At 73.4% G+C, this 20,513-nt stretch carries 16 protein-coding genes; 7 read left to right on the top strand and 9 right to left on the bottom strand.

Features of this window, described 5'->3' with window-relative positions; genetic code table 11:
- Positions 1–17: 17 nt before the first annotated feature.
- Positions 18–629: a hypothetical protein gene (locus tag BS72_RS02250; protein WP_232792188.1), complete on the bottom strand. Its 612-nt coding sequence runs from the start codon at positions 627–629 to the stop codon at positions 18–20.
- 270 nt (positions 630–899) lie between these two features.
- On the opposite strand from BS72_RS02250, the gene BS72_RS02255 reads away from it, so the two are divergent.
- The gene (locus BS72_RS02255) at positions 900–1,658 is read left to right on the top strand and encodes a GntR family transcriptional regulator (protein WP_037905951.1); all 759 of its coding nucleotides are present in this window, start codon (positions 900–902) and stop codon (positions 1,656–1,658) included.
- Positions 1,659–1,673: 15 nt separating this feature from the next.
- On the opposite strand, the gene BS72_RS02260 is transcribed toward BS72_RS02255, so the two are convergent.
- Positions 1,674–2,972 carry a glycosyl hydrolase family 28-related protein gene (locus BS72_RS02260; protein WP_037905954.1) on the bottom strand — a complete coding sequence of 433 codons (1,299 nt, stop codon included), beginning with the start codon at positions 2,970–2,972 and terminating at the stop codon, positions 1,674–1,676.
- A gap of 288 nt (positions 2,973–3,260) precedes the next feature.
- On the opposite strand from BS72_RS02260, the gene BS72_RS02265 reads away from it, so the two are divergent.
- Positions 3,261–4,274 (top strand): COX15/CtaA family protein, encoded by a 1,014-nt coding sequence (locus BS72_RS02265; RefSeq protein ID WP_037905955.1) that lies wholly within the window; start codon positions 3,261–3,263, stop codon positions 4,272–4,274.
- Positions 4,275–4,396: 122 nt separating this feature from the next.
- Here the strand turns inward: BS72_RS02265 and BS72_RS02270 are convergent, their stop codons facing one another.
- The 3 genes from BS72_RS02270 to BS72_RS02280 form a co-directional block, all read right to left on the bottom strand.
- On the bottom strand, positions 4,397–5,587 hold the full coding sequence (locus BS72_RS02270) for a hypothetical protein (RefSeq protein ID WP_051950564.1): 1,191 nt from the start codon (positions 5,585–5,587) through the stop codon (positions 4,397–4,399).
- 157 nt (positions 5,588–5,744) lie between these two features.
- Positions 5,745–6,080 (bottom strand): hypothetical protein, encoded by a 336-nt coding sequence (locus BS72_RS02275; RefSeq protein ID WP_037905957.1) that lies wholly within the window; start codon positions 6,078–6,080, stop codon positions 5,745–5,747.
- A 175-nt stretch (positions 6,081–6,255) separates the two neighbouring features.
- Positions 6,256–7,215 (bottom strand): heme o synthase, encoded by a 960-nt coding sequence (locus BS72_RS02280; RefSeq protein ID WP_037907305.1) that lies wholly within the window; start codon positions 7,213–7,215, stop codon positions 6,256–6,258.
- Positions 7,216–7,666: 451 nt separating this feature from the next.
- Here BS72_RS02280 and tkt point away from each other — a divergent pair, with 451 nt between their 5' ends.
- Genes tkt through pgl form a run of 5 tightly spaced genes read left to right on the top strand, consistent with a single transcriptional unit; the run spans position 7,667 to position 14,301 of the window.
- Positions 7,667–9,754 carry a transketolase gene (gene tkt / locus BS72_RS02285; RefSeq protein ID WP_037905959.1) on the top strand — a complete coding sequence of 696 codons (2,088 nt, stop codon included), beginning with the start codon at positions 7,667–7,669 and terminating at the stop codon, positions 9,752–9,754.
- Positions 9,755–9,790: 36 nt separating this feature from the next.
- Entirely contained in the window at positions 9,791–10,909 is a 1,119-nt protein-coding gene (tal, locus tag BS72_RS02290) for a transaldolase (RefSeq protein WP_037905961.1), read from the top strand.
- Position 10,910: 1 nt separating this feature from the next.
- Positions 10,911–12,470 carry a glucose-6-phosphate dehydrogenase gene (gene zwf, locus BS72_RS02295; RefSeq protein ID WP_051950567.1) on the top strand — a complete coding sequence of 520 codons (1,560 nt, stop codon included), beginning with the start codon at positions 10,911–10,913 and terminating at the stop codon, positions 12,468–12,470.
- Positions 12,467–13,522, top strand: a complete 1,056-nt coding sequence (gene opcA, locus BS72_RS02300; protein WP_037905963.1) for a glucose-6-phosphate dehydrogenase assembly protein OpcA — start codon at positions 12,467–12,469, stop codon at positions 13,520–13,522. The genes zwf and opcA overlap by 4 nt, the downstream gene beginning before the upstream one ends.
- Before the next feature lie 38 nt (positions 13,523–13,560).
- Positions 13,561–14,301 (top strand): 6-phosphogluconolactonase, encoded by a 741-nt coding sequence (gene pgl, locus BS72_RS02305; protein ID WP_232792237.1) that lies wholly within the window; start codon positions 13,561–13,563, stop codon positions 14,299–14,301.
- A 236-nt stretch (positions 14,302–14,537) separates the two neighbouring features.
- Here the strand turns inward: pgl and pgi are convergent, their stop codons facing one another.
- From pgi to BS72_RS02325, 4 genes are all read right to left on the bottom strand, one after another.
- Complete coding sequence (gene pgi, locus BS72_RS02310; RefSeq protein WP_037905967.1) at positions 14,538–16,196, bottom strand: glucose-6-phosphate isomerase; 1,659 nt, start codon at positions 16,194–16,196, stop codon at positions 14,538–14,540.
- 397 nt (positions 16,197–16,593) lie between these two features.
- Positions 16,594–17,928 carry an MFS transporter gene (locus tag BS72_RS02315; RefSeq protein ID WP_078901067.1) on the bottom strand — a complete coding sequence of 445 codons (1,335 nt, stop codon included), beginning with the start codon at positions 17,926–17,928 and terminating at the stop codon, positions 16,594–16,596.
- Positions 17,929–18,315: 387 nt separating this feature from the next.
- Complete coding sequence (locus BS72_RS02320; protein ID WP_037905969.1) at positions 18,316–19,095, bottom strand: sugar isomerase domain-containing protein; 780 nt, start codon at positions 19,093–19,095, stop codon at positions 18,316–18,318.
- Between the two features lie 224 nt (positions 19,096–19,319).
- Positions 19,320–20,441 (bottom strand): N-acetylglucosamine kinase, encoded by a 1,122-nt coding sequence (locus BS72_RS02325; RefSeq protein WP_037905971.1) that lies wholly within the window; start codon positions 20,439–20,441, stop codon positions 19,320–19,322.
- Positions 20,442–20,513 lie beyond the last annotated feature (72 nt).

The following is a 20,513-nucleotide window of genomic DNA, read 5'->3' on the forward strand; positions in this document are numbered from 1 at the left end:
AACCCCGTGCGCTCCGTTCAGCGCCGCCGAGCGAGTACCTGATACTCCGACTCCAGGTCCACGGCATGGAACTGGTCCAGGCGCATCAGGAGTTGGGCTGCCTGCATCCACGCCATCCGGTCGTCCCCGAAGTCCAGACCGCCGACCTCGTACGGCACCGGGCTCGGGAAGCCCGGGCGGTAGAGCACCCCGTGCACACCGCTGAGCGCGAAGCGGCGGACGCGCACCGCCGTGTACCGCTGACGCAGGTGCGGACAACTCCGCACCGACTGCCGGGCACAGGCGAGGCACACCGGCGGGTGGCCGGTCACCAGTTCCGAGGGGCAGGCGCCCTGGGGATCGGGGGCGTCTCCGAGCAGCCACAGAAGCCCGTCGCCGTCGCTGTCATGGCCGGCGGGCCGACCGCAGACCTGGCAGAGGAGCCCGCCCATCGCCTGCCGTTGACGCAGGAAGTGCACCTTGCCGTACTGCGGTTTCCCCTTGCCGGGGCTGCTCGGTACTCGGCGCCAGAGGATGCCGTCGCCGTCACGGTCATACGGGCGTTCGTTGAGATAGGCCAGTCGGCCTCGGCGCTGGACGACCTCAGGCTGCTCAGCGCTCTCAGACGTCCATGAGGCAATGAAGGGCACACGTTCGGCGAGAGGAAACACGCCGATCGGGCGGCGATCGGGATTTCGGAGCAGGGCGGCCTGCCGCTCAGATGACCTTTGCACGAAGAGTTCCCTCCGGAGCGCAGAGGACTTCGGCCTCTCAAAAGGCAGTCGTCCGGCAACTTCTCTATACATCTCAGGAAAGCCAACATCTCTAGAGATGTCAACCGCCTCGTGGGCAGGAGCGCCGAACAGGTGCGCCATCCGCCCGCCCCTATGCTGTCTAGAGAGGAGAGGCGAGGAGCCGGTATGAGCAACGAGAGCGGGCGTCGTCAGCCGAAGTACCGGCGGATCGCCGACGATCTGCGGGTGGCGATCGACCGCGGGGAGTACGGCCCGGGCGATCGGCTGCCGGGTGAGAACGACCTGATGGCGACCTACGAGGTGGCCAGGATGACGGCGCGCCAAGCGCTCGGCGTACTCCAGAGCGAGGGCGTCGCCGAGGCGCGCAAGGGGGCCGGGGTCTTCGTCCGTGCCTTCCGGCCGCTGCGGCGGCGGGGAATCCAGCGGGTGTCCGGCAGCCGGTGGGGCGGCGGCCGCTCGATCTGGGCCGCCGAGTCCGAGGGTCGGAACCTCGTCGTCGACCAGATCGAGGTCACGGAGGAAGCGGCGCGCGAGGACGTCGCGACCGTGCTGGGGATCGAGGCAGGCGAGGCGGTCTGCGTGCGCAGCCGCAGATTCGTCCTGGACGGCAAGCCGGTGCTGCTGGCGACGTCCTATCTGCCCGCCGCCCTGGTGGCGGGGTCGGCCGTCGTCCGGGAGGACCCGGGGCCGGGCGGCATCTACGCCCGCCTCGCCGAACTCGGCCACGCGCCGGCCCGCTTCCGCGAGGAGATCCGCTCCCGCATGCCCTCGGCGGACGAGGCCGGCCGGCTGGAGCTCGCCGCGGGCACGCCGGTGATCCTGGTCTGCCGGACCGCCTACACGGACGACGGGCAGCCGGTCGAGGTGAACGAGATGACCCTGGACGCGGCGTCGTACGTCCTGGAGTACGACTTCGACGCGTAAGCCCCGCCGGGTGGCTCAGCCCGCTGGGACGCAGTCGACGAAGCGGGCGAAGTCCGTGCCGCCGCCGGAGTCGTCCAGCGCCAGGAACTGGGCCCGGGGGTGCGAGGCGAGGCGGCACATGTCGTAGCGCACGCAGACCGGGGGGTTGGCGGCCCGGGTGCCCCGGTAGAGGTGGTTGCCGACCAGTTGGCAGGAGTCGTAGCGGACCAGGGGGCCGTTGCCGGTGAGGGTGTAGCGGTGGGCGCGGAGCCCGTCGGAGAACGACTTGAACGCGTGGGCGGTGTCGTCGCAGTCGTTGAAGTGGACGGTGCCGCGGTTCCAGTCGCAGTCGATCACCACCACCGCGTCGTCGCGCAGCTCGAAGCGGATGTCCTCGGCGTGGAAGCGCTGGACGCCGTCGAAGTGCGAGGGGCGCGGGAAGCGGAAGAAGGCGCTCTCGAAGCCGTAGTCGGGGTGCGGGGTGGGGCGGCGCCCGGTGACGATGTAGCTGCCGGAGCGGCAGGTGATCGAGCCGCCGTAGGGGAACTCCAGGAAGTCGCCCCACTCGTAGGTGACGTTCATGTCGGTGAACCAGTAGTTGAGGAACTGGTCCTGCTGCTCGGGTGTGGTGGAGCGCTTCGAGAGCCCGGAGTACAGGAACGCCCTGCGGTAGGCGCCGCCGACCCGGCACGCCTCCCAGCGCATCTCGGAGTTGTCGTTGCTGCCGTCGAGCGCGATGCCGTACTCCCACTCCCCCATCCACTCGCACTCGGTGAACCGGTAGTTGGCCGCGCCGCCGGTGGAGTAGGACGAGAAGAACGAGGCACCCGGGGTGCCCGAGGTGAAGCGCAGGCCCTCGAAGGAGACGTTCTGCCAGGTGTCGTTGTTGCGGCACAGGTAGGTGCCGGCGTCCTCGTCCACGCTCTTGGGCGCGAAGACGATGTCGCTGATCCGCAGGCCGCCGCCGACGAACCGGAGCCCGTTGCGCTGGTGGGTGGGCTGGTCGGCGTCGATCAGCGCGCCCGGCTGGGTGACGAGGTACTGGCCGGGCGGCACCAGGACGACGGTGCGGCCGGTGCCGCTCTCGGCCCGCTGCTCGGCGTAGGCGTAGGCGGCCTGGAAGGCGGCGCTGTCGTCGGTGCGGCCGTCGCCCTTGGCGCCGAAGTCGGCGACCACGTCGGCGTAGCCGGGGTGGTCGCCGGTGGCGGCGCCGGCGGCGGGGGCGTCCCAGGCACCGCTGGCCCAGGCCGCGGCGCCGGCGCCGCCGAGGGCCGCGGCGGCGCCCCCGTACAGCAGTCTTCGGCGGTTGACGGAATCACGGTGCTGGCCGGCCATCCGCGAGCCCTCCTGTCGGGCGGACCGGGGCGCTGCGGCACCGGCCCGGCACGGGGTGTGACCGATGATGCTAGGGCGCGCGGCGCCTCGGCGGAGGCGTTTTCCGGCTTTCCCGCTTCTTCCGCCTTTTACCGTTTTTGCGTCTTTTCACATGATCATTGGTCATGCGTCGACACGCCGTCGGCAGCCGTTTCCCCCGGCTTCCCCCTGCGGTTTCCCCGCGGCTCCCCCGGGTTTTCCACAGACTGGCCGCCCCCTCGTGAAAGCGTGCACAAGAAGACGCCTACGATGAGGGGCGTGCCGAAGCTGCTCTCCCACGCGCGGGACATCGCGCGGAACCCGATGGCCTGGATCGCCGCACGGTGGACCCCCGATCCCGTGACGGTGCGCCGGGCGACCTTCGCCGCCCTGGTGATGTCCGTGGTGATCGTGGTGACCGGCGGCGCGGTGCGGGTGACGGCCTCCGGACTGGGCTGCCCCACCTGGCCGACCTGCCGGGGCGACAGCCTGCTCGGCACTCGCGAGATGGGCCTGCACCACACCATCGAGATCAGCAACCGCATGCTGACGTACGTGCTGTGCGCCGTGATCGGATGGGCCATCATCGCCGTCCGCTCCAGCGCGCGGCGGCGGCCCGGGGTGCTCAGGCTGGCCTGGGCGCAGTTCTGGGTGGTGGTGTTCAACGCGGTGTGGGGCGGTCTGACCGTCCTGACCAAGCTCAACCCGTACGTGGTCTCCCTCCATTTCCTGCTGTCGGCGGCGCTGATCACCGTCGCCGTCCTCACCTGGCACCGGCTGGGCGAGGGCGACGCGGCGGCCCGCCCGCTGGTGGGCAAGCCGGTGCGGCAGCTCGGGCAGGTGCTCGCCGCCGCGGCCGCGGTGCTGATCGTGGTGGGCACGATGGTCAGCGGCGCCGGCCCGCACCCGGGCGAGTCCTCCGGCTCCTACACGGTGCGCCGCATCCCCGTGGACTGGAGGACGGTCGCCCAGCTGCACGCCGACTTCGCGTGGATCGTGGTCGGGCTGACGGTCGCCCTGTGGTTCGTGCTGCGGGCGGTCGACTCCCCGGTGGGGCCGCAGCGACGGGCGCGCGACCTGTTCCTGGTGCTCATGGGGCAGGCCGTCATCGGCTACGTCCAGTACTTCACGCACCTGCCCGCGGCCCTGGTCGACCTGCACATGTTCGGCGCGTGCCTGGTCTGGATCGCCGTGCTGCGGGTGCTGCTCTCCTTCCGCGAGCGGCCGCAGACCGATCCCCGGGTGCCGGTGCCTGCCGCCCCGGAACGGCTGTCGGTCACCTGACGCCGTTCGGCCTGGCATCGCCCGGCCACCGCGACAGCCCTGTCACCGACCGCCCTGTCACCCGGCCGCCCAGCCACCCGGCGACCGCGACCGCCCCGCGACCCGGTGCACGCGGCCGCCCGTCACCCGGTGAGCGGCCGCCTGGCGGCGCCCGGGGCGGTCGCGGCCTGCGGGAAGAGGCGGGCGGCGTTCCCCGCGCACACCAGGGACGTGACGCGCTCGCCGTCGGCCCGGCTCCACTCGCCGGCCGCGACCCGTTCGGCCACCAGGCGGCCGAGGCCCACCCTGAACCCGCCGGCGGCGGCCACGTGCAGCTCCGGCAGGCCGGCCGCGCCGCTGCCGTAGAGGACCTTGCCGAACGGGGTGCTCGCCAGCACCGCTGAGGGGTCCCCGCCGACGGCCACGTGCACGTGGGGCAGCTGGGCGGCGAGCAGCGCCGCGGCCGCCTCGTGCCGCGCCGGCGGCAGCAGCACCACGTCCGCGCCGAGCCCGGCCGCTGCCCGCAGGAAGGCGGCGTCCGCGCCGGGGCCCGGGCCGCCGCAGGGGTACCGCAGCAGCAGGGGGAGCCCGGCGGCGACCGCCTGCCACCTCAGGTGGCGCAGCAGCACCGGATCGGCGGGCCGCTCCCGTACCCGGCGCACGGCCAGCCACCGGCCCGCGGCCCGCCGCACGTCCAGCGGTCCGGGCGGTCCGGTGTCCCCCGCGCCGCCGCACCCGCATCCGCTGCCGCACCCGGGCTCCCCCAGGGCGGCGGCCCCCGGGAGGGCCGGCTCCACGGACCCCGCGGGGAACGCCGGGGTCCCGGGGACACCGCCGCAGGGCAGGGCGCCGTCGAGGCAGAGGGCGGTGGCCGCCGGCGCCGCGCTGTGGACGGCCTCGGCGAGGTTCGCCAGGAAGGCGTCCACCGTGCCGGAGGTGTCGGCCACCTGCTGGATGAGCGGTTCCAGCCGCACGGCCTCGCCGGCCGGCGCCCCCGCCGCCTCGGCCAGTTCCTTCGCCGAGGCCAGCCCGCCCGGTTCGCCGCTGTCCACGACGTATCCGGCGATGCCCGCCCCCCGCAGCAGCAGCCGGACGGCCTGGAAGGCCCCCAGCTCCCGGCGGCGGGCGAGGTAGCGCGCGGGCGGGCAGTGCGGCTCCAGGCCCAGCAGCGGCGGGCACCAGCGGCGCACCGCGTAGCCGGCGGGGCTGTCGAAAAGGGTCGTGCCGGGCGCCGCCTCGCCCGGCAGGAGGGCCTCGAAGCCGCCGAGGCCGAGGTCGCCCGGGTCGTACCCGTGGCAGTACGCGTCCAGCAGGCGTGCCCGCACTCCGGTCATCGGCCGCACCCCGTCCCGTCCGCCGTCGGCCCGCGCCCCGGTCGGACGGCGGCGCCGGCCGGGACCACGGGGACGCTCGCGGGACCCGCTCCCGCCCGGCGGCTCCAGGGTTCGCCCGGGCGGACCGCCGTACCGGGACTAACGCGCGGGGGCGCGGTTAGGTGTTGGCGGGACCGCCGATCTGGATACCGGCCATCCGGGTCCACTCGTACGGCCCAGTGCGGACCTCGGCGGCGAGCTCGGCGCCGAACTCCTCGCGGACGGTGGCGCCGGAGCCGCGCACGGCCCGCTCGCCGATGGCGTAGGTGGGCGCGACCAGGTCGCCCCAGGCACCGTCCTCCCCCACCAGGACGATCCGGGCGCCGCGCTGCCCGATGTACTCCAGGTGTGCCTGCGTGCCGCCGTGCGCCCGCCCGAAGGCGTGGATCTGCCGGGTCAGCCGCCGGACCCGCCGATCGGCCCGTGCGTCCCTCTCCACCGTGCTGTCAGCCATACCCGCACCCTACTCGCGGGTAACCGACAGCGCACCCCCGCCCGGACGTACCGCCGCGCGAACGCGGTGATCCCGGACGGCCTGGGGCCGCCCGGGATCATCCGGGGTCCATAAGGAGGGGCACTCCGACGCCGCCCCAGGGAAGGGCCGGCACCGGGGACTCAGCGCGGGAGGCTCAGTGCAGGAAGGGGTCCACGGCGACGGCCACGAACAGCAGCGTCGCGTAGGTGATGGACCAGTGGAACAGCCGCATCTCCTTGAGGGCCGGGCCGGTGACGCCGGCCTTGGCGCGGGCGTGCAGCCCGTGCGCCTCGCGCAGCCAGAACGCCCCGAGCAAGGCCGCCACCACGGGGTAGAACCAGGAGGTCTCGCCCAGCGGCCACCACAGCGTCAGGGAGGTGAGCACCATCACCCAGCTGTAGATGACGATCTGCCGCGCGACCACCTTGTTGCCGGCCACCACGGGCAGCATCGGCACGCCGACCCGCTCGTAGTCGTCCTTCACCTTCATGGACAGCGGCCAGTAGTGCGGCGGCGTCCAGAAGAACAGCACCAGGAAGAGCACGAACGGCGCCCAGGCCAGCTCGTTGCGGACCGCCGACCAGCCGATGAAGACCTGGAGGCACCCGGCGATGCCGCCCCACACGATGTTCTGAGCGGTGCGCCGCTTCAGCCACAGGGTGTAGACGAAGACGTAGTAGAGGATCGCGGCCAGCGACAGCGCCGCCGACAGCGGGTTCACCAGCACGGTGAACCAGGCGGTGGAGACCACCGCGAGGGTGATGCCGAAGACCAGCGCCTCGCGCGGCGAGACCATGCCGGTGACCAGCGGACGCTGCTCGGTGCGGTGCATCAGCGCGTCGATGTCGCGGTCGATGTACATGTTGAGCGCGTTGGCGCCGCCCGCCGACAGATAGCCGCCGACGACGGTCGCCACCACCCGCCACAGGCTCGGCACTCCGCCCGCGGCGAGGAACATCACCGGAACGGTCGTGATGAGCAGCAGCTCGATGATGCGCGGCTTGGTCAGGGCCACGAAGGCCATGACGCGCGCCTTCGGCGGCCGGTGAGCCGAGCCTGTCGGCGCAGAGCCCGTCCCGATGACCCCTGCGGGTCGGGAATCGACGGCCGTCACGAACACCCCACGAGATGATGAGACCAGCAAGCTCCGCCGCCGGAAATCAGCGGACCTGGTGAGGCTTGCGCGTACCACGCCACTCTAGACGCAGGGAATACCCGGCCTTCTCCCGGGGTCGCCCGCGCGTCCGTGTCGCGCCGCGGCGCCCCCCGTCCGCCGGTGCCTCGCGGGCCCGTCGCAAGGGGCCGGCACACGGGGCCGGCAGACGGTGCCGCTGCGGCCGCGGCGGCGGCGGTCCCTGACGCGGCGTCGTCGCGCGCGGCCGGGCCGGGCACGCCCCATCACCCGGTTGCCACCGCCGCGCCACCGCCGTTTCGGCTGGTGTTGTCCACAGAAGCACCAGCGCGGTCGGAGGCCCCCGGTTCTGCGGCGGTAGGCTCGACAGCGTCGGATAGGCAGCAGTCACCGGCACTTTTTCAACGTATGTGGAGAGGAGCCCTGACCCAGGGTGAGCAAGAAGCCGACCATCGCAGACCTTGAGTGGACCGAGTTGGACCAGCGCGCGGTGGACACCGCGCGTGTCCTGGCCGCCGACGCCGTGCAGAAGGTCGGTAACGGCCATCCCGGCACGGCCATGAGCCTGGCGCCGGCCGCATACCTGCTGTTCCAGAAGCTGATGCGGCATGACCCGTCGGACGCGCAGTGGACCGGCCGGGACCGTTTCGTCCTTTCTGCCGGGCACAGCAGCCTGACTCTCTACACGCAGCTCTACCTGGCCGGGTACGGCCTGGAGCTGGAGGACCTGGAGTCCTTCCGGACCTGGGGCTCGCTGACCCCGGGGCACCCGGAGTACGGCCACACCACCGGCGTGGAGACCACCACCGGCCCGCTCGGCCAGGGTGTGGCCAACGCGGTGGGCATGGCCATGGCCGCCCGCTACGAGCGCGGCCTGTTCGACCCGGAGGCCGCCACCGGCGAGTCCCCCTTCGACCACACCGTCTGGGCGATCGCCGGCGACGGCTGCCTCCAGGAGGGCATCTCCGCGGAGGCCTCCTCGCTGGCGGGCCACCAGAAGCTCGGCAACCTCGTGCTGCTGTGGGACGACAACCACATCTCCATCGAGGGTGACACCGAGACGGCCGTCTCCGAGGACACCTGCAAGCGGTACGAGTCCTACGGCTGGCACGTGCAGCGGGTCGCCCCGAAGGAGAACGGCGACCTCGACGTCCACGGGCTGTACCTCGCCATGAAGGCCGCGCAGGCCGAGACGGAGCGGCCGTCGTTCATCGCCACCCGCTCCATCATCGCCTGGCCGGCCCCGAACGCGCAGAACACCGAGGCCGCCCACGGCTCCGCCCTGGGCGAGGACGAGGTGCGGGCCCTCAAGGGTGTCCTGGGCTTCGACCCGGACCAGCACTTCGCGGTGGCCGACGAGGTCATCGCCCACACCCGCGCCGTCGGCGACCGGGGCCGCGACGTCCGCGCCGAGTGGGAGAAGTCCTTCGCCGCGTGGCGCACCGCCAACCCCGAGCGCTCCGCGCTCTTCGACCGCGTCGCCGCCGCCGAGCTGCCCGAGGGCTGGGAGGAGCACCTGCCGGTGTTCGAGGCCGGCGGCTCCGTGGCCACCCGCGCCGCCTCCGGCAAGGTGCTGCAGGCGCTGGGCGGGGTCATCCCGGAGCTGTGGGGCGGCTCGGCCGACCTCGCCGGCTCCAACAACACCACGATCGACAAGAACTCCTCGTTCCTGCCGACCGGCAACCCGCTGCCGGAGGCCGACCCGTACGGCCGCACGGTGCACTTCGGCATCCGCGAGCACTCGATGGCCGCGGAGCTGAACGGCATCACCCTGCACGGCAACACCCGCGCCTACGGCGGGACCTTCCTGGTCTTCTCCGACTACATGCGCAACGCGGTGCGGCTGTCGGCGCTGATGCACCTGCCGGTCACCTACGTGTGGACGCACGACTCGATCGGCCTGGGCGAGGACGGCCCGACGCACCAGCCGGTGGAGCACCTGGCCTCGCTGCGCGCCATCCCGGGCCTGAACGTGGTCCGTCCGGCCGACGCCAACGAGACCGTCATCGCCTGGCGGGAGATCCAGCGCCGCTGGACGAAGGTGTACGGCAAGGGTGCCCCGCACGGTCTGGCGCTCAGCCGCCAGGGCCTGCCGGTCTACGAGCCGAACGACGACACCGCCCGCGGCGGCTACGTGCTGCGCGAGGCCGAGGGCGGCCCGGCGCAGGTGGTGCTCATCGCCACCGGCTCCGAGGTGCAGCTCGCGGTCGCCGCCCGCGACGAGCTCCAGGCCGGGGGCGTGCCCACCCGCGTCGTGTCGATGCCGTGTGTGGAGTGGTTCGAGGAGCAGGACCAGGAGTACCGCGACAGCGTGCTGCCGCCGTCGGTGCGGGCGCGGGTCGCCGTCGAGGCCGGTATCGCGCTGACCTGGTACCGCTACGTGGGAGACGCCGGACGGGTCGTCAGCCTGGAGCACTTCGGTGCCTCGGCCGACGCCAAGGTCCTCTTCCGGGAGTTCGGGTTCACCGCGGAGGCGGTGGCCGCCGCGGCGCGGGAATCTCTCGCCGCCGCTGATCGCTGACGCAGGTAACACGACACAACAGGAGATGCAATCCCCATGACAGACGCACTCAAGCGCCTCTCCGACGAAGGCGTGGCGATCTGGCTGGACGACCTGTCCCGCAAGCGCATCACGTCCGGAAACCTGTCCGAGCTGATCGACCAGCAGCATGTGGTGGGTGTCACCACCAACCCGTCGATCTTCCAGAAGGCCATCTCGGAGGGTGACGGGTACGAGGCCCAGCTCACCGACCTCGCCGCGCGCCGCGTGACGGTCGAAGAGGCCATCCGGATGATCACCACGGCGGACGTCCGCGACGCCGCCGACGTGCTGCGCCCGGTCTTCGACGCCACGGGCCACCAGGACGGCCGGGTGTCCATCGAGGTCGACCCGCGCCTGGCGCACGACACCACGGCGACCGTCGCCGAGGCCAAGCAGCTGGCCTGGCTGGTGGACCGCCCCAACACCCTGATCAAGATCCCGGCCACCAAGGCGGGGCTGCCGGCCATCGCCGAGGTCATCGGCCGCGGCATCAGCGTCAACGTCACGCTGATCTTCTCGCTGGAGCGCTACCGCGAGGTGATGGACGCCTACCTCTCCGGTCTGGAGACGGCCAAGGCGGCCGGCATCGACCTCACCCAGATCCACTCGGTGGCGTCGTTCTTCGTCTCCCGCGTCGACAGCGAGATCGACAAGCGGCTGGAGAAGATCGGCACCGACCAGGCCAAGGCGCTCAAGGGCAAGGCGGCCGTCGCCAACGCGCGGCTGGCCTACGAGGCCTACGAGGAGGTCTTCGCCTCCGAGCGCTGGGCCGCCCTGGAGAAGGCCGGCGCCAACAAGCAGCGCCCGCTGTGGGCCTCGACCGGCGTGAAGGACCCGGCCTACCCGGCCACCCTGTACGTCGCCGGCCTGGTCGCGCCGAACACGGTGAACACCATGCCGGAGGCCACGCTGGAGGCCACCGCCGAGCAGGGCGGCATCACCGGCGACACCATCCGCGGCACCTACGTCGCGGCCCGCGCGGACCTGGACGCCATCGCGGCCCTCGGGATCTCCTACGACGAGGTCGTGAAGCTCCTGGAGGACGAGGGCGTCGAGAAGTTCGAGGCGGCCTGGAACGAGCTGCTGGACTCCACCAAGGCGGAGCTTGAGCGCCTCGTCCCCTCGGAGGCGTGAGGTGGCCGACCCCAGGAGTGAGCAGGGGGGGCCGTCCGGCAGCGCCGTCAATCCGCTGCGTGACCCGCTGGACCGACGGCTTCCGCGCATCGCGGGGCCGTCGGGCCTGGTCATCTTCGGCGTCACCGGTGACCTCTCCCGCAAGAAGCTGATGCCGGCGGTCTACGACCTGGCCAACCGCGGCCTGCTGCCGCCGGGCTTCGCGCTGGTCGGCTTCGCCCGCCGCCAGTGGGAGGACGAGGACTTCGCGCAGGAGGTGCACGACGCCGTCAAGGAGCACGCGCGCACCGAGTTCCGCGAGGAGGTGTGGCAGCAGCTCGCCGAGGGCTGCCGCTTCGTGCAGGGCGACTTCGACGACGACAAGGCGTTCGAGGAGCTCAAGACCACCATCGAGGACCTCGACAAGGCCCGCGGTACGGGCGGCAACTTCGCCTTCTACCTGTCGGTGCCGCCGAAGTTCTTCCCCAACGTGGTGCAGCAGCTGAAGAAGCACGGCCTGTCGAGCCCCACCGGCGACTCGTGGCGGCGTGCCGTCATCGAGAAGCCGTTCGGCCACGACCTGGCGAGCGCGCAGCAGCTCAACCAGATCGTGCACGACGTCTTCCAGCCCAACGAGGTCTTCCGGATCGACCACTACCTGGGCAAGGAGACGGTCCAGAACATCCTGGCGCTGCGCTTCGCCAACACCATGTACGAGCCGATCTGGAACCGCTCGTACGTGGACCACGTGCAGATCACCATGGCCGAGGACATCGGCATCGGCGGCCGCGCCGGGTACTACGACGGCATCGGCGCCGCCCGTGACGTGATCCAGAACCACCTGCTCCAGCTGCTGGCGCTCACCGCGATGGAGGAGCCCGGCTCCTTCCACCCGAAGGCGCTGACGGCGGAGAAGCTGAAGGTGCTCAGCGCCGTCCAGCTCCCGGACGACCTGGCGAAGTACACCGTGCGCGGCCAGTACGCGCACGCCTGGCAGGGCGGGGAGGAGGTGCTCGGCTACCTGGAGGAGGACGGCATCGACCCCAAGTCCAAGACCGACACCTACGCCGCGGTGAAGCTGGAGATCAACAACCGCCGCTGGGCCGGGGTGCCGTTCTACCTGCGCACCGGCAAGCGGCTGGGCCGCCGGGTCACCGAGATCGCGGTGGTCTTCAAGCGCGCCCCGTACCTGCCCTTCGAGTCCGGCGCCACCGAGGAGCTGGGCGAGAACGCGCTGGTCATCCGGGTGCAGCCGGACGAGGGCGTCACCGTCCGCTTCGGCTCGAAGGTGCCGGGCACCTCCACGGAGGTGCGGGACGTCACGATGGACTTCGCCTACGGCGAGTCGTTCACCGAATCCAGCCCCGAGGCGTACGAGCGGCTGATCCTGGACGTACTGCTCGGCGACGCCAACCTCTTCCCGCGGCACCAGGAGGTCGAGCTCTCCTGGACCATCCTCGACCCGATCGAGGCGTTCTGGGACAAGCACGGCAAGCCCGCGCAGTACGCGTCGGGCACCTGGGGCCCGGCCGAGGCGGACGAAATGCTCGCACGAGACGGCAGGAGTTGGCGCCGGCCATGAGGATCGATCTGACGGACACGACGTCGTCGCGCATCAACTCCGGGCTGATCGAGGCCCGGCGGGCGATCGGCACGCCGGCGGTCGGCATGGTGCTGACGCTGGTGATCGCCACCGACGAGGGCGGCGCCTACGACGCGCTCAAGGCGGCCCACGAGGCGTCCCGGGAGCACCCCTCCCGCATCCTCGTGGTGATCCGGCGCCCCGGACGCTCCCCGCGTGACCGCGCCTCGGCCCGGCTGGACGCCGAGGTCGTGGTGGGTGACGAGGCGGGCACCGGCGAGACGGTCGTGCTGCGTATGCACGGCGAGCTCGCCAACCACGCCGAGTCGGTGGTCCTGCCGCTGCTGCTGCCGGACGCCCCCGCGGTGTGCTGGTGGCCGGACAAGGCCCCGGAGAACGTCGGCGAGGACCCCCTGGGCCGGCTGGCGCAGCGCCGGATCACCGACGGCTCGGCCGTCGAGGACCCGGTCGGCTCGCTCCAGAACCGGGCCAGGACGTACGCGCCGGGCGACACCGACCTGTCGTGGACCCGGCTCACCCCGTGGCGTTCGATGCTGGCCGCGGCTCTGGACCAGAAGCACGGCAAGATCACCGCGGCCTCGGTCGAGGGCGAGGCGTACAACCCGAGCACCGAGCTGCTGGCCCTGTGGCTGGCGGACCGCCTCGGGGTGCAGGTGGAGCGGAAGGTGTCGGACGGGCCGGGGCTGACCGCCGTGCGCCTGTTCACCTCCGACGGCGACATCTGCCTGGACCGCCCGGACGGAGCGCTGGCCGAGCTGTCCGTGCCCGGCCAGCCGGACCGCCACGTGGCCCTCAAGCGGCGCGAGACCTCCGAGCTGATCGCTGAGGAACTGCGCCGTCTCGACCCGGACGACATATACCGTGCGACGATCCAGTTCGGGTTGAAGCACCTGGTCAACCCGGGCAAGGAGGGCGAGAAGGCGGAGCCGGAGACGCCGCGTTCGGCGTCGGCGAAGGCCGCCGCCGGCGCGCCCGCGCGCAAGCCGGCGTCGGGGAAGCCCGCGTCCGGAAAGGCGGCGGGCGACAAGTGAGCACGCCCCAGGTCGTCGTCCACCGCGACAAGGAGCTGATGGCCGAGGCCGCCGCGGCCCGGCTGATCACGAAGGTCGTGGACGCCCAGGCAGCCCGGGGCACCGCGTCGGTGGTGCTCACCGGGGGCCGCAACGGCAACGGCCTGCTGGCCGCGCTGGCGCAGTCCCCGGCCCGGGACGCGATCGACTGGTCGCGGATCGACCTGTGGTGGGGCGACGAGCGGTTCCTGCCCGAGGGCGACCCGGAGCGCAACGTCACGCAGGCCCGCGAGGCACTGCTGGACGCGGTGCCGGTGGACCCTGCGCGGGTGCACGCGATGGCGCCGTCCGACGGTCCGTACGGCTCCGACGTGGAGGCCGCCGCGGCGGCCTACGCGGCGGAGCTGGCGGCGGCCGCCGGCGGCGAGGACCACGCGCACGTACCGGCGTTCGACGTGCTCATGCTGGGGGTGGGCCCGGACACGCACGTGGCCTCGCTCTTCCCCGAGCACCCGGGGACCCGGGAGTCCGTGCTCACCGTGGTCGGGGTGCACGGCTCGCCGAAGCCGCCGCCGACCCGGATCTCGCTGACCTTCCCGGCCATCCGGGCGGCCCGCGAGGTGTGGCTGCTGGCGGCGGGCGAGGACAAGGCCGGCGCCGTCGCGCTGGCGCTGTCCGCGCCCGGCGAGGTGCAGGCTCCGGCGTCGGGCGCCTACGGGCGGTCCCGCACGCTGTGGCTGCTGGACCGGGCCGCGGCGGCGAAGCTGCCGCCGTCGCTGTACCCGCCGGCCTCGGCGTAGCGGGCACGGCCGGCTCACGGCACACGGGAGAGGGGCCCCTGGGGGCGGTTCGGTGAACCGCCCCCAGGGGCCCCTTTTCCGTGCCTTCCGTACGGGCTCCCCCGGCTTCCCCGGCTCCCCCGGCTCCCGCCGCTCGCGCGGGAGCCCCCGGCGCGAGCGGCAGCTCTCCCGCCGCCGTCACGGGGCGGGGGCCGGACCGGATGCCGGGGGCGCCGGGGAGCGCGCCGGAGGCGTGCTCAGCGGCCGCGCAGCTCGCGGTACTTGGCGACCAGCGCCGTGGTGGAGGCGTCCAGGCCGGGCACGTCGGCGCCCTCGGTCAGGGCCGGCTCGACCCGCTTGGCGAGCACCTTGCCGAGCTCCACGCCCCACTGGTCGAAGGAGTCGATGTTCCACACCGCGCCCTGCACGAAGACCTTGTGCTCGTAGAGGGCCACCAGCTGGCCGAGCACCGACGGGGTGAGCTCGCCGGCCAGGATGGTGGTGGTCGGGTGGTTGCCGTGGAAGGTGCGGTGCGCCACCTGCTCCTCGGCGACGCCCTCGGCCCGGACCTCCTCGGCGGTCTTGCCGAACGCCAGCGCCTGCGTCTGGGCGAAGAAGTTGGCCATCAGCAGGTCGTGCTGGCCGGCCAGCGCGCCGAGTTCGGCGACCGGCTTCGCGAAGCCCACGAAGTCGGCCGGCACCAGCTTGGTGCCCTGGTGGAGCAGCTGGTAGTAGGCGTGCTGGCCGTTGGTGCCGGGGGTGCCCCAGACCACGGGCCCGGTCTGCCAGCCGACGGGGTTGCCGTCGCGGTCCACCGACTTGCCGTTGGACTCCATGTCCAGCTGCTGGAGGTAGGCGGTGAAGCGGCTGAGGTAGTGGCTGTAGGGCAGGACGGCGTGCGCCTGGGCGTCGTGGAAGTTGCCGTACCAGATGCCGAGCAGGCCCATCAGCAGCGGCGCGTTCTGCTCCGGCGGCGCGGTGCGGAAGTGCTCGTCCACCAGGTGGAAGCCGGCCAGCATCTCGCGGAACGCCTCGGGCCCGATGGCCGTCATCAGCGACAGGCCGATGGCGGAGTCGAAGGAGTAGCGGCCGCCGACCCAGTCCCAGAACTCGAACATGTTCTGCGGGTCGATGCCGAACTCGCCGACCTTCTCGGCGTTGGTGGACAGCGCCACGAAGTGCTTGGCGACGGCCTCCTGACCGGCCCCGAGCTGGCCGAGCAGCCACTGGCGGGCCGAGGTGGCGTTGGTGATCGTCTCGATCGTGGTGAACGTCTTGGACGCGATGATGAACAGCGTCTCGGCGGCGTCCAGGTCGCGGACCGCCTCGTGCAGGTCGGCGCCGTCGACGTTGGAGACGAAACGGACGGTCAGGGACCGGTCGGTGTAGGGGCGCAGCACCTCGTAGGCCATCGCCGGGCCGAGGTCGGAGCCGCCGATGCCGATGTTGACGATGTTGCGGATGCGCTTGCCGGTGTGGCCGGTCCACTCGCCGGAGCGGACGCGGTCGGCGAAGACCGTCATCTTGTAGAGCACCGAGTGGACGCCGGGCACCACGTTGGCGCCGTCCACGTCGACGGTCGCGGACTGCGGGGCACGCAGCGCCGTGTGCAGGACCGCGCGGTTCTCGGTGGTGTTGATCCGGTCGCCGCGGAACATCGCGTCCCGCAGCTCGAACACCCCGGTGGCCGCGGCCAGATCGCGCAGCAGTCCCAGGGTCTCGTCGGTGACCAGGTGCTTGGAGTAGTCCAGGTGGAGGTCGCCCACCTGGACGGTGTAGCGGCCGGCCCGCTCGGGGTCGCCGGCGAACAGGTCACGCAGATGGGTGTCGGCCATCTCCTCGCGGTGCTTGGCGAGCGCGTTCCACTCGGGCCGCTGGTCAAGCCGGGGTGAGCCCTGGGCGTTCTTTTCGGACATCAGTCCACTTCTCCTCGTTCTCGCTGCGAGATCCAAACTAGTTGATGACCCGCCGCGACGAGATCCGGCTCCCGCTCGCGCCGCGCTGGCTTCCCCTGGGCGGCTGCGTTCCGTACCGGCCGAGCCACGCCGAGCGCCCACCACGGGCCCCGGCCTCGGAACCGACCGCACCCGCGCACGGCCGGGCAGCCGGGCGGGCGGGCAGCCGCAACCTCCAGCCACCCTCCCGGCCGTCCCCTGGCCTCCTGGCCGCCTCCCGCTGCCCGCGTCCGTGTCCGTGAGGTCGCCCGCGCGGCACCGCCGTCGGGCCGTCGGCCGGGCGGTGGTTCGAACGGGTTCACACGGGCTCACGCTCGTTCACCCGGGTTCGGACGGGCTCACGCGGGTACGCCTGCCGTCACCCGTCGTGGTGCCGCACCACCCCGGGGACCGCAAGCGCCGCGACGGCACAGCCGAAGAGCGCCGCGGCCAGCAGGGCGGGCGTGTTGAACCCCCAGGCGGAGGCCGCCGAGCCGCCGAGCAGCGCGCCGAACGGCGCGCCGGCCACGGACAGGGTGCGGTTGGCCGCCGAGACGCGGCCCAGGAGCGCCTCGGGGGTGCGCTGCTGGGTGAGGGTGACCGTGCGGACGTTCCACACCGACCCGAGCGCGCCGAAGACGGCCATGGCCGCGACGGCGACCGCGGTCGACCGGACCGACCCCAGGACGACCAGGCAGCCCGCCTGGACCGAGAGGGTGACGGGCAGCACCCGGACCCCGCCGGCGGGGCCGCGTACCCGGCCCGCCAGGAGCCCGCCGGCGACGCTGCCGACGCCGTACGCGGTGATCGCCGCCACGAATCCGCCGTGGCCGGCGTGCAGCCACCCGGTCATCTCCAGCACGAGGGTGGCCACCAGGGCGCCCACGCCCACGTTGGCGAGGGTGTTGGCGGCGCATATCGCGCGCAGCAGCCGGTCCTGCCACAGCACGCGTATGCCTTCGGCGATGTCGTGGCGCTGCCTGCGGCCGGACGGGCGGGGTGTCAGGCCCCGCCGCGGCCCGCCGTCCTCCTCGGCGCCCGCCCCGGCGGGGGTTCGCGGCAGCGTGGCGACGAGGACGGCGGCGACCGCGAAGGTGGCGGCGTCCAGTGCGAAGGGCGCGCCGGCGCCCAGGGTGAGCACGGCCGCGACCAGCGGCGCCCCGAGGAAGGTGCCGGCGACGGTCTGGCCGGTGCTGAGCCGGGCGTTGGCCGCCGCGAGCGCCGCCCGGGGCACGACCTCGGGCAGCAGGGCGGTGGCGGCGTTGTCGAAGAGCGTCTGAAGGGTGGTCAGCGCGAACGCGAGCGCCAGCAGCAGCCCGATCCCGGCCCGGTCCACCGCCACGGCCACCGCGAAGGCGCCGGTCAGCAGGGCGCGTACGGCGTCCACCGCGCGCATCGCGCGACGCCGGTCGATCCGGTCGGCGAGCGCGCCGCCGAGCAGCCCGAAGACGATCCAGGGGGCGTATCCGGCCGCCGTCACCAGCGACACCAGCAGCGGCGAGCGGGTCAGGGACGCTGCGAGCAGCGGCAGGGCGCCTCCCCGCAGCCCGTCCCCGAACCGGGAGACGACGGCCGCCGTCCACACCTGCCCGAAGCCGCCACGCCAGCGCGGAAGGGCGGAGACGGTCGCACCCGGCCTGGCGGCCGGACCGTCGGACCGCACCGGACCGGCGGACCCTGCCGGGCTCTCGGACCGGACGGCCTCCCTGCTCATCTCCCCCTCCTCCTCCCGGGCTTCGCCGGCGCGCACGGACCCAGGCGGCCGTCCGGCCACCCGAGGTGATCACGCGTACACGCTAGGCGAACCCACTGACAATCCGCGCTGACCTGCGCTGACGCGGTGGAGGAGGCGATGGGTGGGAGGGGGCGTACGGTGCCTGCGGAGCCCGGGGCGCGGGCGGGCGCACAGAACGGGGCCGCCGCGCGCGACCCCGGCGCGGCGGTGCGGTGCGGCGGCCCGGCGGCCCAGCGCGGCGGTCGCGGTCGGACGGTCGGGCGGGAGAGCCCGTCCGGCCGCAGGAGGGGCGCGGTCGGACGGGCCGCAGGGAAGTCCGGCGGGGGCGGCCGGGCCGCAGCCGGCCGGCCCCCGTTTCCGGGACGGTCAGAAGCCGCCGCGGTGGATGCGTCCGGCGTACCGCTCCTCCAGCACCGTGTTGCGCTCGTGGCCGCCGGGCAGGTTGGCGGACACGTACACCGGCGCCTCGTGGCCCTCGGCGACGAGCAGGCCGACCGACTCCGCGACCACCATCTGCACCAGCATCGCCGAGGTGATGGTGGAGACCCCGCACAGCGCGTTGCCGTCCGGCAGCGGCAGCAGCGCGTCGCCGCTGGGGGCGCAGTTGTCCAGGACCGCGTCGGCGATCTCGGCCAGCCGCCTGCCGCTGGGGTGGAGAGCGGGCACGGAGTTGGTGTGGGTCAGGGAGGTGAGGGCCACCAGGGGGTGACCGGCCTCCTTGACCAGGAGGGCCATGTCGACGATCGAGTTGTTCACGCCGGAGTTGGACACGATGACGAAGAGGTCCTGCGGGCGCGGGGCGGCCAGTTCGTACAGCCGCTTGGCCAGGCCCGGGGTGCGCTCCAGCAGCGGGTCGGCGAGCGTGGCGCGGTCCTCGTCCCCGCGCAGCACGAGGTCGGCCAGGCCGATCCGGTTGGTGGGGATGTAGCCGCCGGCCCGGCCGACCACCTCCAGCACGGTGGCCTGCGAGTGGCCGGTACCGAAGCCGTGGATCACCCCGTCGGCGGCCACGCAGTCGGCGAAGAGGCGGGCGGCCGCCGCCACCGACTCCTTGTTCGCCGCGATCGCCCGCTCGACCGCCGCGCGGCCCTCGTCCGCGAACCGCGCCGCACTGATCCGTCCCTCGTCCTTGCCGCCCGCGCCCATGCCCGCATCCCCTTCAGGTCGTCCTGGTGCCGGTGGAGACTGGTTCGATCCACCAGTAATTCAGCGTGCTGATGAAACAATCCATCACGGGTCCGCGTCAAGGCCGTTCCCCCCGGCCTGCGGGCAGTCGGACCGGCCCGCCGCTGGTTCCGTCGGTGTCAGTCGGAGTGCCCCTCGGCGCGAGTCCGGGTGCCCGTCGGCACCAGTCAGTGCCGTCAGAGCCGTCAGAGCAGAGTGCAGGCCAGGGCGGCCGCCCCCTGGGAGCCGTCGGGGACGGCGAACACGCGCAGGCCGTGCCCGGCCAGCCGTTCGGTGACCCGGTCCAGCAGCGGCCCGCCGGGGGCGAGCAGTCCGCCGGTGGCGACCAGCGGGTCGCCCGGACGGGGGTCGAGCGAGCGGACGGTGCCGGCGAGCAGGTCGGCCGCGGTGTCCAGCAGGCCGGCGGCCACGGGATCGCCCTCGGCCGCCGCCTCCGCCACCGCCGTGCTGAGCGCGGCCAGCCGGACCGGCGGCAGCGCGTACGCGGCGGACACGATGGCCTCGCTGAGCCGGTGCCGCTCGGGGCCGCCGAGCCGGTCCAGCCCGTCGAGGCCGCCCTGGCCGCGCCCGTCCCGTCCCGGCTCGCCGCCCGGTACCGCCGGGGTGGCACCATCGCCGGGCTCCCCGCCGGGCTCCCCGGCGGCGAAGCGCTCGGGCAGGAAGTACCCGGCAACGCGCGGGACCAGCCCGGTCCACGGGCCACGGCCGTCCAGCGCTTCGAGGGCCGCCCGCACCCCGTGGTTGCCCAGCCAGTAGCCGCTGCCCTCGTCGCCGAGGAGCCAGCCGTGGCCGTCGGAGACGGCGGCCCGCCGGCGGTCGCCGATCCGGGCGGCGATGGCGCCGGTGCCGGCGATGAGCACCAGGCCGTCCGCCGGCGCGCCCGGCGCCGCTGCCAGCGCGACGTCGATGTCGCCGCCGGCCGCGACCGGCACGCCGGGGGCGCCGTGGGCGGCCAGCGCGGCCCGCAGGCAGTCCTGGGCCAGCTCCTCCCCGCGCTCGGGTCCCAGTCCCTGGGCCGCGCCGGCGAACCCGCCGTACGCCGCCGCCAGCCGCCCGCGCACTCCGGGGTCAGCCGCCTCGGCCTCGGCCAGGGCCTCGCCCACGGCCTCGGTGAGGTGCCGGGTCAGGTCGGCCCGGCAGACGCTCAGCGCGTTCCCGGGGCCGCCGCTGCCGCGGCCGAGGACCTCCCCCGCCTGCCAGGGTCCACCGGGCGCGGTCGGCCGCACCGCCTCCACCAGGCACGCCCGGCTGCGCGTACCGCCCGCGTCGACGCCGACCACCACGGGTCGGTTGTGTGTTTCATTCATCGGGCAGCATGGTGGTTGATAGATTCGCCCGGGCACAAGTCCCGACCGCTCCGGACGGCCCCGCGCCGTCCC

It is taken from the genome of Actinacidiphila yeochonensis CN732 (genome assembly GCF_000745345.1).
Classification (GTDB): domain Bacteria; phylum Actinomycetota; class Actinomycetes; order Streptomycetales; family Streptomycetaceae; genus Actinacidiphila; species Actinacidiphila yeochonensis.